This is a genomic window from Streptococcus sp. SCPM-O-B-15294 (M123), assembly GCF_058200455.1.
Genome location: NZ_JBYQGU010000005.1, coordinates 1 through 13,981, shown reverse-complemented (window position 1 = coordinate 13,981; position 13,981 = coordinate 1). Strand labels below are relative to the sequence as shown.

Annotated in this window: 11 protein-coding genes; all 11 read right to left on the bottom strand. The window is 46.1% G+C overall.

Annotated features, from left to right (window positions below):
* Positions 1-327: 327 nt before the first annotated feature.
* Positions 328-642, bottom strand: coding sequence for a thioredoxin (gene trxA, locus AC3E8G_RS04600; RefSeq protein WP_006595996.1), 315 nt, complete (start codon positions 640-642; stop codon positions 328-330).
* Positions 643-735: 93 nt separating this feature from the next.
* Positions 736-3,807, bottom strand: a complete 3,072-nt coding sequence (locus AC3E8G_RS04595) for a CocE/NonD family hydrolase (RefSeq protein WP_490677125.1) — start codon at positions 3,805-3,807, stop codon at positions 736-738.
* Between the two features lie 114 nt (positions 3,808-3,921).
* Positions 3,922-5,922 carry a peptide ABC transporter substrate-binding protein gene (locus AC3E8G_RS04590; RefSeq protein WP_490677124.1) on the bottom strand — a complete coding sequence of 667 codons (2,001 nt, stop codon included), beginning with the start codon at positions 5,920-5,922 and terminating at the stop codon, positions 3,922-3,924.
* A gap of 109 nt (positions 5,923-6,031) precedes the next feature.
* Positions 6,032-6,817, bottom strand: a complete 786-nt coding sequence (gene trpA, locus AC3E8G_RS04585; RefSeq protein ID WP_490677123.1) for a tryptophan synthase subunit alpha — start codon at positions 6,815-6,817, stop codon at positions 6,032-6,034.
* Between the two features lie 2 nt (positions 6,818-6,819).
* Positions 6,820-8,022: a tryptophan synthase subunit beta gene (gene trpB, locus AC3E8G_RS04580; protein WP_272083937.1), complete on the bottom strand. Its 1,203-nt coding sequence runs from the start codon at positions 8,020-8,022 to the stop codon at positions 6,820-6,822.
* On the bottom strand, positions 8,019-8,600 hold the full coding sequence (locus AC3E8G_RS04575) for a phosphoribosylanthranilate isomerase (RefSeq protein ID WP_490677122.1): 582 nt from the start codon (positions 8,598-8,600) through the stop codon (positions 8,019-8,021). The genes trpB and AC3E8G_RS04575 overlap by 4 nt, the downstream gene beginning before the upstream one ends.
* A complete protein-coding gene (gene trpC, locus AC3E8G_RS04570) occupies positions 8,587-9,354 on the bottom strand; it encodes an indole-3-glycerol phosphate synthase TrpC (RefSeq protein ID WP_490677121.1) in 768 nt (255 codons plus the stop codon). Before trpC ends, AC3E8G_RS04575 begins: the two co-directional genes overlap by 14 nt.
* On the bottom strand, positions 9,351-10,355 hold the full coding sequence (gene trpD / locus AC3E8G_RS04565; RefSeq protein WP_490677120.1) for an anthranilate phosphoribosyltransferase: 1,005 nt from the start codon (positions 10,353-10,355) through the stop codon (positions 9,351-9,353). The genes trpC and trpD overlap by 4 nt, the downstream gene beginning before the upstream one ends.
* Before the next feature lie 64 nt (positions 10,356-10,419).
* Positions 10,420-10,986 (bottom strand): aminodeoxychorismate/anthranilate synthase component II, encoded by a 567-nt coding sequence (locus tag AC3E8G_RS04560; protein WP_154857776.1) that lies wholly within the window; start codon positions 10,984-10,986, stop codon positions 10,420-10,422.
* Positions 10,983-12,338 (bottom strand): anthranilate synthase component I, encoded by a 1,356-nt coding sequence (gene trpE / locus AC3E8G_RS04555; protein ID WP_490677119.1) that lies wholly within the window; start codon positions 12,336-12,338, stop codon positions 10,983-10,985. The genes AC3E8G_RS04560 and trpE overlap by 4 nt, the downstream gene beginning before the upstream one ends.
* Before the next feature lie 491 nt (positions 12,339-12,829).
* Positions 12,830-13,867, bottom strand: coding sequence for a M42 family metallopeptidase (locus tag AC3E8G_RS04550; RefSeq protein WP_490677118.1), 1,038 nt, complete (start codon positions 13,865-13,867; stop codon positions 12,830-12,832).
* Positions 13,868-13,981 lie beyond the last annotated feature (114 nt).

Sequence of the window (13,981 nt, the reverse complement as noted above, 5' to 3'; positions counted from 1 at the left end):
CTAGCCTTTCAATTGTCTTTGAATTGTCGAGCAAGACGCAGTGGTTGAGTGGGCTCTACTACGCTGATTTCATCAGCTTTTACAGCCCTACTCAACTGTACGGAGGTGGGACGACGAAATCGAATTCTAACGAATTACCGATTTCTGTCCCACTCTCTTTCTTATATTTTATGGCAAACCACAGGTTCATTCTAACACCTTAGGAAAGCGCTGTCAATTCCTTATCTTATTCTGTTAACAAATTCATAAAAAGAAAAAAACTCGCCCACTTCCATCATCGGAAGTGAACGAGTTTGATACGCTAAGAAGCCAAGGGCTCCTTTTATCTTAGCTTAATTCCGCAACAATCGCTTTGAGTTGTTCTTTGGTGTGAACACCAGCGACTTGTTTCACCACTTGGCCATCTTTCTTGAACAAGAGTGTTGGGATAGACATGATGCCAAAGTTACGAGCAGTGTTTGGATTTTCATCCACATCCATCTTAAAGATTTTCAAGTCATCTTCATGGATCTCTTCTGCCAACTGTTCCAAGATTGGTGCCTGCATCCGGCAAGGACCACACCAAGTTGCCCAAAAGTCCACCAAGACCAAGCCTTGGCTAGTTTCTTGTTCAAATGTTGCATCTGTTAGTACGTGTACCATAGTTCCTCCTTTGATCAGTGCTTTCCACTAATCTCTCATTGATAGTTCTATTCTACACCAAAATTCAAGTTTTTAGAAATATTTGCTACGTTCTTAGCCTTGGACATCTTCTTTCTTTTTCTTCCAGAAAAGAAGGCTAGACAAGAGGAGGGTACCTAACCCATAGAATCCTATCCATTCCTCTTCAGTGCCTGTTTGAGGAAGCTGACCTGCTTTTTCTTGCGCTGGAACTACTGCTTTACCCTTCTTATAGACAAATGTTTGTCCATAAGCAACAGATAGAGATTCTGGTTTTGCAGTTTCTTTCTCAGCCGTTTTGACGAGAGGACGAAGATTTGTACTAGCAGGAATCTCTGATCTACCATATCTTTCAGGTTCTGGAAGGACTGGCAGATGGTATTCTGTGATGTAATGAACTGCTGGTTCTACCAATTTGGCTCCTTGAATCTCAGGAAGGGCAGCATATGCTGTATCAGCTGCGTTAGGAAGATAAGTAGCTACTTGCGAACGCGTCCCTTCTACAATCGGAATGGTCGCACGGATAGAATCTGTCTTGAAGGTGACTTCGTATGGATTTTCCACTGTTAGATCTGATGGATCATAGGTATTGAAGACTAGGGCTAATTTGTGGCCCTTTTTAACCGTATAGAGGTTTGGTTGGAGATGGACCGTATAGTCGTGGAATTCTCCAACTTTTGGCTCGATACTATTTCTTGAGCTGGCTGAATCATAGCCAGACTCAGGGTTGGCCAGGTTGATCCATCCTTTGGCAATGACCTTGTATTTGGTCTTAATGGTCTCAAACTCTGCTACAGAGAGATTAGAAAGGTTACTTCCCATCCAGAAGCCATCTGCTTTTTTATCTGCTTTGACGCCACCGTTGCCGACCACATCAAATTCCTCATCAGAGACGTCGACTAAGAGGGCATTGATCTGAAAGTTTTTGCCTTTCCCCTTAGCCAGGGCTGCTTTGAAGTGCACAGGGATATGACCTTTGATGGTAGTATCTTCTGTCACTTCTGACACAAAGGTCATGTTGGCTTTTGAAGAAGCTTGGCTCACAGTTTCGTTGCGTTTAGCAATCTCTATGCCAGCTCCTGCGTAATCGCTTGAAATCGTCTCTTCCAAGCGTTTCGACTGGGCATTAAGGAAGAGGCGTTGCGAAGTCTTCCAGTTATCATAAGTAGTCCACTTGCTTGGGTCATAGTTGTTCTGTGCCAAGACAGCTGGTAATTTGTCAACTTGATTCTCTACCCCGTACAGGTAATGACTAAGCCAGGTATTCAAAAGGTCATAGAAATCTTGGCCATTGGCCTGGATACCATAACCACGAGACATGGCTGCTGGATAGACGTGGTCTCCCTGGTGGAGATAGAGCTTGACATCTTGGCCTGCCTTCTTGAGGGCATCGTACATGAGTTCAAAATGCTTGGTTTTAACGTTGTCATCATTCAAGCCGTGAACCAAGAGGGCACTGGTCTTGAATTTTTCAGGATGAAGGGTATAATCCCGCTCCTTCCAGACATCGCTGTAATTGCGTTCGTGCGCATTTTGATCCTTGTTGAGCTGGTTGATATAGTTGGCATAATTTTGCCAAATACCAGCCCAGTCGTCTTGATCAAGCATCCGCGTGCTAACGTAGAGGGAGAGCCATGAAAGGTCACTATAAGGTGCATTGCCAAACTGAGTTCCTTGGCTGTTGAAATAATCATACCAAGAAGCGATTCCTGCTGCCGGAACGATAGTCTTTAGGCCTTCTACGCCTGTCGCTGCCACACCAAAGGTCGTGGTTCCAGCCCAGGATAGACCGGTCATAGCAACATTTCCTGTAGCCCAGTCTGCCTTGATTTCGATATTGCTAGTCTTATCGGTGTAGGCCTTGCGCTTGCCATTGACCCACTCGATGATATTCTTGAAGGCATTGATTTCGAGATCAGATCCTGTGGTGTTAAATCCTTCTGATCCCTTGGTACCAAGCCCAGCACTGGAGATAAAAGCATAGCCTCTGACCAAGAAATAGTCGTACCAGTTGAGATTTTCGTAGTCATAGATATACTCGTAGGGACTGTAGTAATACCAATCCGAAGCCTTGGCCTTCTTAGCCGCTTCTACTGTTGACGAGTTTCCAACTGCCTGACGTTTAGCCGGTTGCTTCCGCAATTTCTTCATATCATAGGAGCCATCTGTCGGTAAGCCCAAACTTTCAAGGGTCACATAGTTCTCATCCAAGGTTCCTGCTACATAAGGACGTGCTTCTAGAATGGTCGCCGCCTTAAAGTCTCCCCTGGCAACTGCCTTAGGCAACTGGACAATGGCCTTGACTAAGTCCGGCTTGCCATCCGCATCTGTATCGTAATCGGTCTCTACATAGACTGGGAAGCGGACGATTTCGCTATCCTCATAGTGATAGTCTTCATCTGATTTTTCCCCACTTGTATAAGGAAAGATGGGTTGAGCCCGCCCATTTAAAAAGAGAGGAGCTTTCTTTTCAGAGCGATAGGCATCATAGAGTTTCTTAGCAATGCTATACATATTGGTCAGCTCTTCTTGACTGACCTTGCGGTTCAAGTCCTCTTGAGTGCTAATCATCCCTAGACTCTTAGCAAAGCGTTCCCGATCCGCAGCCGATTGACCGACCTGTTTGGAATCCGTCGCAGCCCACTGAAGCAATTCATCAACAGCATTTTGAACCGTTAATTCCTTATCCTTAAGCTCACTATTTGCCAAGCTTCCTGTATAAGAGGTCAAGGCTTGTCCTGTTGCTGGAGCTGATGTTCCCGTCGAAGCCGCTGGACTAGCTGGGACACCTGCCCCCTGGGGTGCCTGTGGGAGGTTTGTTTTTTCAGTTACCGTCACGGTCTTTTCTTGTCCAACTGTCTGGCCAGTCTCCTCCGTCTCTGCCGGAGCAATTGGACTCGGTCCTGCAGGTTCAGAAGTCTCTACTTCCTTCTTAGGATCCACACTTGGGCCGGATGCAGACTGGTCTGTTTGAGATTGGGAAGCTGCTCCTTCAGAAGCTACAGGCTCCGGAGCCACCTGAGTCACCACTTCTTTCGTTGGAGCAAGCTCTGCTAGGTTCTCATCTGCTGCTACCACTTGATTTAAGACAAAGGGAGCTAGTAGCAGGCTTGAAGCCACCATGGACACCACTGTTTTCTTTTTCATAAAAGAGACCTCACTATTTTGTAATCAATACAGCTATTATACTATGTAAGCGTTTTTATAGCAAATTCTGAACAAGAAAAAAATCGAGGCAAATTTGCCTCGATCAAAAGATATTTATTTCACGTGATCTTTTAATTCTTCTTGAGCTTTTTGGTTAGACTCTGCTTGCTCTTTCTTCCATTTTTCAAGAGCTTTGTTGTAGTCTTCGGTTGTTACAGCCTTGTCTTGAAGTTCCATACCTTTGTAGACAACGTTGTCTTTCCCTTTACCACCAGTCCAGCCAAATGGTGCTGAGAATGGTACGACACGAGTCAAGAATGGACGACCAGTCTTAGAAGTAGTTGGGATGACCAAAGCACTATCCGTCAACCAAGCTTGAGCTGCAGCATATTTCTCATAACGTTTGTTAAGGTCTTGTGTTTCAGCTCCTGCTTCTGTTACCATCTTCTCAAAGTCGTACAAGCCAACTTTCTTAGCTGCCTCATTGTTTTCGCTTGGGTCAAATCCAAGGAAGGTACGAGTGTTTTCACCAGAAGAAGCTTTCAAGATATCAAGGTAAGTTGATGGGTCTTGATAGTCTGGGCTCCATCCAACGTTATCTGAGATATCCCAGTCTTCGTCTTCTGCTTTAGCAGCAAAGAGGGTTACGTTCAAGAGGTCTTCTTTTGATACCATATGGATATCGACAACGACGTTTTCTTTTCCAAGCGTACTTTCAACCGATTGTTTGAATGATTGAGCACGTTGAACCTTAGATTGAGTCGTTTGGTCTACTGGCATATCCAAGTGGATTGGGAATTTCACGCCATCTGCTTCAAGTGCAGATTTCGCTTTGGCAAACTCTTCTTTGGCTTGTTTTGCGTTGTAAAGACCATTTTGACCATCGTCAAGATTTGCATCTTTCCACTCGTCTCCATAAGTCACCAACTCAGATTTAACCATCTCACCGAAGGTCTTGCCATCTGCTTGAACGAATGTAGGTGGGATGTACAAGTTACGGATCAGTTTGCTTGCTCCATCTTTACCATTCGCTTGGGCAGCATAGGCTTCACGGTCAAAGGCAAAGCTGATGGATTGACGGAAGTCTTTGTTCAAAAGAGCTTTCTTAGTAGATGATTTTTCTTCATCTGTTGTTTTTGCAGTGTACTTGTAAGACTGACGGTCGATATTCACACCGATAACGAAGGTGCTGGCATCTTGAGGTGTGTAGATGATTTCATCTTTAAACTTCTTAGCTTGGTCTGTAAATCCAGGTCCAGTTGGGAACAATTTAGCAAGGCTAAGAGCATTGTCTTCAAATGAGTTCGCCAATTTACTTTGGTCTTGACCATCATAGTACTCGAGCTTAACATCTGTGATGTGAACATTGTCCTTATCCCAGTAGTTTTCATTCTTGCTCATCTCGATAGATGATTTAGAAGTGAAGCTCTTCAAGATGTATGGACCATTGTAAAGAAGTGAGCTAGTGTCACTTGCTTGGGCAAATTTATCCCCTTTTGATTCTACGAATTTCTCGTTGATTGGGAAAGTGATCCCAAGAGTCAACTTAGAATTCCAGAAAGGCTCTGCCTGGTTCAAAGTGATTTGAAGGGTATGATCATCAACTGCTTTAATGCCTACATTTTTGAAGTCTGAAGTCTTACCTTCAACATAATCATTCAAGCCCTTGATAGAGTTTTGAATGATGTAGAGCATTTCAGACTTGTGGTCAGCAGCATACTTGATCCCTGCAACGAAGTCATCTGCTGTCACATCCGCATACTCTTCCCCTTCTGAATCATACCATTTGGCATCATCACGAAGTTTGTAAGTATAAGTCAAGCCATCTTGAGAAACTGTCCAATCTTTAGCAAGTGAAGGAATCAAATTTCCATACTTGTCGTTTTCAAACAATCCATCGATCAAGTTTCCTGTGATTTCGTGGGTTGCAGCTTTACCAGATGTGATGTAGTTCAAGTTTTCAGGTTCTGTCTCATAGACGTAAGAGAATTTTTGACCTGCTTCACTTGATTTTGAGCTTGAGCTTGATGATTTAGAACCACCAGAACATGCTGCAAGAATACCTGCTGAAAGAAGAGCTACTCCTGCAAGAGCAATGACATTTCTTTTTTTCATTGTTTACTCCTAATAAATTTTTAAGGTTGTCTTAAGATTATACCACAAAGATTTTCAGAAGAGAAGTAATTTTCTGAAAATTTATTAAATTTTGTAATTTTTCTTAACCTTAGAATTTATTAAAGTGTGAACCATAGTCTACAAAGGCCTTAACATCGCTGGTTTTTCCCTCATGAAGGTCCCGAACAATTTTTGACCCCACGATGACACCATCTGATACTTGATTAAAGCGTTGGATATCTTCTTGGGTGGAGACCCCAAATCCTGTCAGAACTGGAATAGTGGCCAAGTCTCTCAAGGTCGCCAAGTGCTGATCCAAGTCGTCCCGGTAGTTGCCCATCTTCCCAGTAACTCCATTGATGGCTACCGCATAGATAAAGCCTTCTGCTTCTTGGATCAAGGCCTTTTGGCGTTCGATGCCTGTGGTCAAACTGACCAAGGGAACAAGGGCAATATCACTCCCTTCCAAGTAAGGTGCTATCATATCCGCATGTTCATTTGGCAAGTCGGGAATGATCAAGCCTTTGACGGAGGTAGAAGCCAATTCTTTTATAAAGGCTTCAATCCCATATTGGTAGACCGGATTGATATAGGTCATGATGACCAGGGGAATCTTGGTCTCTTGTTCTTGGAGTTTTTTTACAATAGCGGTTAAGGTCACTCCCTTGGCCAAACTACGTTGACCAGCCATCTCGATGACTGGGCCATCCGCTACAGGGTCCGACCAGGGAATCCCCACTTCAATAGCCGATGCTCCACTTTCTTCCAAGAGCTGAATGGTCTCAAAAAGCCCATCAATTCCCTTCTCATGATCGCCCGCCATGATGTAAGGGACGAAGATTCCTTGCTTGCTGTCTTTAATAGCTTGTAAATGCTGTGTTAGTGTTTTGGTCATCTCTACTTCCCTTCTGCTTCAAACCGTTCTTTCACCTGCATGACATCCTTGTCTCCACGACCAGATAGGCAAATGATAAGATTTTGGTCCGGAGTCATTTTTGCTGCGACTTTTTGCGCTAGAGCGATAGCATGACTGGACTCCAATGCTGGAATGATCCCCTCCAAACGAGAGAGCAACTTAAATCCTTCGAGGGCTTCTTCATCCGTGATGGAATCATAGGTAGCCCGGCCAATTTCATTAAAATAGCAATGCTCTGGCCCCACACCAGGATAATCCAGTCCAGCAGAGATAGAGAAAGCCTCCATGATCTGTCCATGGGCATCTTGAAGCACCTCCATCAAAGCTCCGTGAAGGATACCTGGACGACCTTTGGCAAAAGTCGCTGCGTGTTTGTCCGTATCCAAACCAAGACCAGAGGCTTCCGCTCCGTACATGGCTACAGATTCGTCTTCTACGAATGGGTAGAACATGCCAATAGCATTGGAGCCCCCACCGATACAGGCTAGGACCGCGTCAGGAAGTTTTCCACCTGAGACTTCAGCAAACTGACGTTTGGCTTCCTTACCAATCACGGATTGAAAATCTCGAACAATCTCTGGGAAGGGAGCTGGTCCAAGGGCAGACCCCATGATGTAGTGAGTATCATCAATCCCAGCCACCCATGCACGAAGGGCTGCATTGACCGCATCTTTCAGCACGCGCGATCCGTCTGTCACACTATGGACTTTTGCTCCCAAGAGCTCCATCCGAAAGACATTGAGGGCCTGGCGTTTGACATCTTCTTCCCCCATGTAGATGGTACACTCCATCTCAAAGAGTGCCGCTGCCGTCGCTGTCGCAACTCCGTGTTGACCAGCCCCTGTCTCCGCGATAATCTTCTTCTTGCCCATCCGTTTAGCCAGTAAGACCTGACCAAGGGCATTGTTAATCTTGTGGGCCCCTGTATGGTTGAGGTCTTCCCGTTTCAGGTAGATTTGTGCTCCACCGATGTGCTTGGAGAGACTTTTGGCGTGGTATAGTGGAGTCTCCCGTCCAACATAATTCTTGAGCAAGTCATCCAATTCCGCTTGAAAGCTTGGATCTGCTTTGGCTTCTCTGTACGCCTTATCCAGTTCGATCACGGCTGTCATCAGGGTTTCTGGGACAAACTGGCCCCCAAATTTACCATAAAACCCTTTTTCATCCGGTAGTTGATAGTTCATGCTTTCGCTCCTTCTATAAATGCTTTTATCTTTTCTATATCTTTGTGTCCGTCTGTTTCGACCCCTGAAGAGACATCCAGTGCATAAGGCTGAAAGGTCTCTCGAGCTTGGCGGACATTGTCCACTGTCAAGCCCCCTGCAATAAAGAAGTCCTGCCGGATCTTCTTATCTTTCAGCAAGTCCCAATCAAAGGTTTGCCCACTCCCAGCTACTGGAGCATCAAAGAGCAGATAATCTTCCTGGCTTGACACTTGGGCTTCACTATCATTGAGCTGGATCGCGCGAATGACGGGAACTGAAATCTTTGGAATCTGATCTTCGTCAAACGATCCATGAATCTGAACAATGTCTAAGGGAACCTGAGCAATGGCTTGCTCCAAGTCCTCTAGACTGGGTGAGACAAAGACTCCGACAATTTTGGTCGGACCAGTCACCAGTCTCGCCAATTCATGGGCTTGCTCCAGACTGACTTGCCGCTTGCTCTTAGCGAATACAAAGCCGATATAGTCTGCTCCTGCTAGAACAGCCGTCTCCACGGCTTCCGCTGTAGACAGGCCGCATATTTTAACATTTGTCAATTTGTAACTCCTTGACCTTTGCTGCTACATCTCCTGCTGTCATGAGGGCAGTCCCCACCAAGATCCCATTAAAGTAGGGAGCGACTAGAGCCGCATCTGCCACATTAAAAATAGCGGACTCCGATATATAAACCGGCTGGTCTTTGAAATATGTGGACAATTCAAGACTAGTATTCAGATCCGTTTCAAAGGTGACCAGATTCCGGTTGTTGACCCCGATGATGTCCGCTCCGATTCGATGGGCGATTTCGAGCTCAGCTAAGTTATGGGTCTCTACAAGCACTTCCAAACCAAGCCCCGTCGCAAAGTCATAGAGTTCCTTGAGCCGGGCTTCTGGCAGGGTTGCGACAATCAAGAGAATAACCGTCGCTCCGGCATTGCGAGAGCGGACAATTTGCTTCTCATCAATAATAAAATCCTTGGCCAAGGTTGGAATCGTCACCTGGGAAGAAATCTCACGAAGGTAGTCTAGATCCCCCTTGAAGAAGACTTGGTCCGTCAGGACTGAGATCATGGCTGCCCCATTTTCTTCATAGGTCATGGCTTGGGCGACAATATCCACATCCAAGTTAATATCCCCCATACTAGGGCTGGCTTTCTTCACCTCGGCGATAATCTGCAAGTGCTCTTGATGGCTCTTGAGAAAATCATAGAGACGATAGGTCTGACGGAGAGGCTGGAGGTCTTCCATGACCATTTGCGCCACTTCTTTTTCTTTTTGTTCTAGGATCGTTGGTAGAAAGGCTTTACTCATACTTGAACCTCTTGTAAGTGTTGCAATTTAGCAAGGGCAGAACCATCCGCTATCAATTGACGCGCAAGCTCCACACCTTCTTTGATGCTTGCGACTTTTCCATTGGCATAAAAGCAAAGACCAGCATTGAGAACTGTTGTTTCCAGATAAGGGCTGGCTTCATTCTTCAAGACACTGAGGAGAATTTCTGCATTTTCCTTGGCATCGCCACCAGTTATTTCAGACAGCTCTACCTTGTCCATCCCTAGATCTTCATAGGTAAAGGTATGCTGGCTGATCTTTCCGTCTTCTAAGAGAGTATAGGTATTGGTTCCATACAGAGCTGCTTCGTCCATATTGTCAGGACCTGTGATGACGACGGCTCGTTTGCGTCCCAACTGCTGGATGGCACGCGCGACAATCTCTTGCAATTCGACACGGTAGAGCCCCATGAGTTGGGTTTCAAGATCCAGTGGATTAGCTAGCGGACCAACCAAGTTCATAATGGTTGGAATCCCCATAGCTTGACGAGCAGGGCCAATGAAGCGCATAGCCGGATGCATGGTTTGCGCAAAGATAAAGGCCAAACCAACCTCGTCCAAGGCTTTAGAGAGGGTCTCTGGCGAGGCAGCCACGTTGATGCCCAGCGCTTCAAGGACATCTGCAGAGCCTGACTTAGAAGAAACAGAGCGATTGCCGGCCTTGGCCATGCGGATCCCTCCCGCAGCCAAAACGAAGCAAACGGTCGTCGAAATGTTAAAGCTATAGGATTGGTCTCCACCAGTCCCACAGTTACACATGGCATCTGAGAAGGTCTCTGGCAATACCGTCGCATGGGCCTTTAAGGCGCGTACAATTCCGGTAATTTCGTCTGCTGTTTCTCCCTTGGTTTTGAGTCCCATCAAAAAGGCAGCGATTTGACTTTCTGATAGTTGGTTTTGCAAGATTTGATCAAAGACTTCTTGGACTTGCTCTTGCGTCAAGTCTTGGCGATTAGAGATTTGTAAGAATAGTTCTTTCATAAGGGTTTCCTCTTGTCTTTTCTACACGTTTCAATAGAAATTTTAGCTGCTTGGAACTGCTGGTCTAGTCTAGGACCAGCTTCACAAAATTTTCGATCATTTTTAAACCATCTGGACTACCGATACTCTCAGGATGATACTGAAGTCCGTAGATTGGCAGGCTCTTGTGTTGGATGGCCATGATTTCTTGGTCGTCCGTGGTAATGGCCGTGACCTCAAATTCTTCTGGCATTTGGTCAACGACGATAGAATGGTAACGCATGATGGGCACATCATTTTCAATATCCTTGAAAATGGGAGATGGAGTTTCAAAAGTAATCTGGCTTTGTTTGCCATGCATGACATTCTTAGCCAGGCGCAACTTGCCGCCAAATGTCTCCGCCAGGGCCTGGTGACCTAAGCAAATCCCCAACATAGGTTTCTTACCTGCAAAGTCCTTGATCATGGCTTCCATTTTCCCAGCATCTGCTGGCCAGCCTGGACCTGGAGAGAAGACGAGGGCATCTGCCACTTCCGCCTGCTCATACAAACGCTCATCATCATTTCGCAAGACTTCAACGTCTGTAAAAGTTCCCAAGTATTGGGCCAAATTATAGGTGAAGGAATCGTAATTATCCACTAATAAAATCATTGAACATCTCCTATTCTTGTCATCGATTTTGCCTTGTTAATCGTCTCGTAAAATTCATTCTCCGGAACACTGTCGTAGACAATCCCTGCTCCTGCTTGGACGTAGGCCTTTTGATTCTTGAGGATCATGGTCCGTATGGCAATGGCAAAGTCCATATCCCCTGTCGCAGAGAGGTAACCAATAGCTCCTGCATAGACGCCACGTTTTTCCTGTTCCAATTCATAGATCCGATGCATGGCCCGAATCTTAGGAGCCCCAGAGACTGTCCCAGCTGGCAAGGTAGATTTGAGTGCATCGAGAGCTGTTAAGTGAGGCAGGAGTTGCCCCTTGACCACACTGGTTAGGTGCATGACATAGCGGAAATACTCGACTTCCATATACTTGGTCACTTCGACAGTCCCGTTTTGAGCGATTTTCCCGATATCATTGCGGCCCAGATCTACCAGCATACGGTGCTCGGCTGTTTCCTTGATATCGTGAAGCAGTTCATGTGCCAGGGCTTGGTCCTCTTCTTCCGTTGCTCCACGAGGTCGGGTTCCGGCGATTGGATTAGTCGTCACCTCTCCCTTTTTCACCGATACCAGACTTTCAGGACTGGCCCCAATGATTTGATAGTCGCCAAAGTCATAGAAATAGAGATAGTTGGATGGGTTGGTCACGCGCAAATTCCGGTAATAATCCAAAGGATCACCCTCAAAGTCTGCTGAAAAGCGTTGACTGAGGACACATTGGAACATATCGCCTTCACGGATCAGTTTCTTGGCCTTCTCCACCATCTCCATAAAGACTTCCTTCTCGATATGGTTGGTGAAGTGCAGGGCCTGCAAGGCCTGAGGGGTGAACTCGTTGGGTGCTTGGGTTTGCAGATCGGTCACCACTTGCCCCAGTGATTGGCGGACCGCGTCATTGCTTCGACCAGAGTAGATATTGTCTTCCACCACATAGACTTTTTCCTTCTTGTGGTCAAAAATCAAATAGGACTCGTAGATGAAGAAATGCATGTCTGGCGTCCCGATCGTATCCTGAGGAATAGATCCAATCTCCTCATAGACTCCGATCATATCGTAGCCTGCAAAACCGATGGCCCCACCGGCGAAAGGAAGATCAGACGTCAGCCCCTTGACCGTTACCTGGTGGAGGTAGTCAAAAGGATCTTGCTCCAGCACCTTGCCATTCTCATACAGGATGCCATCCTGATAGGTCACCTCAAATACTGGATTGTAGGCCACGATAGAAAAGCGGGCATTCTCCTTTTCACGCGGGATCGACTCAAGGATGACCTTATGGTCACCTTGGACACGCATGTAGGCTAGAATGGGGGTTAAGGTATCAGCTGGTAAAATTTTTTTCATAGGAATTCCTTTCTTTTCCTAGGGACGAAGCGATGCAAGTCCTGATCCAATCATATCCAATACTCTTCAAAGTTAGCAAGCTGACCAACTTCAACATAATACAAAAAACCTCACAGAGTAACACTCTGTGAGGGCATTAAATCAGGTTTAACACGGTACCACCTCAGTTAATGGTCAAAAAGGGTAGAAAGCGACCATTATCTCTATCTCCTCTAACAAGGAGCTGCACGATAAGGGGTGCCTACCGAGAAGAATATGTGTTATCTTCTCCTACTCTAAACAATCAGCCCAATGTTCACTAACCCCGACTACCTGCTCACAATACCCGCAGGCTCCCTGAAAATCTTAGACTAGTTACTTTCTGATTTACTTCATATTTTACTACATTTTTTTGGCTTGTCAAGAATTTTTTAACAGTTTATCCTAAAAAATCTACCCAGTCAACTGGACCAGGCAGATTCAATCCTATATTTTAACCTTTATAACGAAGCTTATTTGACCAAGTCACTCTTGAGATAGGCATCGACCATACGCTCTGTCGCCACCACAGAATCCACATGCGTCCGCTCATAGGAGTGGCTAGACTCGATCCCTGCTCCGAGAAGACCATGCTTGACTTCTGCTCCTGCGCTCATGGCTGCAGAGGCATCCGAGCCATAGAAAGGATAGATGTCCAGTTTGTAAGGGATGTTTTGCTCCTTGGCCAAGGCCACCAAGTGTTGGCGGAAACCATAGTGGTATGGACCAGAAGCATCTTTGACACAGATAGAAACCGTGTACTCGTCTGTCTGCTGGTCATCTCCCATAGCCCCCATATCGACTGCCAAATATTCGACCGCTTGAGCTGGGATGCTGGAGTTAGCCCCATGTCCCACTTCTTCAAAGACAGAAAAGGCAAAGTGAGTCGTTACTGGTAGGGTCACGCCTTCTTCCTTGTAGACGCGAAGGAGATTAAGCAAGATGGCAGCGCTGACCTTGTCATCCAAGTGACGAGACTTGATAAAGCCCGTATCTGTGACGATGGTCCGAGCATCAAAACTGATAAAGTCTCCCACTTCAATCCCCAAGTCACGGGTTTCTTTTTCAGAGGTCACTTTTTCATCCAAGCGCACTTCCATATTGTCCTGGGTCCGCTCCACTGTTCCCGCATCCTTGTAGACATGGCAAGAGGTTTGGTGGACAAGGATAGTACCAGAGTGGGTCTTACCAGTATTGGCCACATGGACGGTACAGTTTTCCCCTTCGATCATGTTCCAAGGGAAGCCACCGATGCGATCCAGCTTGAGACGGCCATCTGGTTTCACAGCACGGACAATCGCTCCCAAGGTATCCACATGGGCCGTGATGTAGCGGTGTTGCTCGTTATTTTCACCCTTGAGGACAACGGTCACGCCCCCCTTAGCTGTCCGAACAGGGCTGTAGCCTAGGGCTGTCAAAGTCTTAACTAGGTAGGTCGCCACTTCTTCTGTAAAGCCTGTCGGTGATGCGATGGCTGTGAGTTCTTTTAGATATTCAACTGTTTGATTCATGAATTTCTCCTTCAATAATCTGCTAGTATGATTATAGCACGACTGCCCCTAAAAGACTAGCTCAGATAGAAAGCAAAAAGAGGCTGGGACAAAAGTCCTAGCCTCTCAATTGTC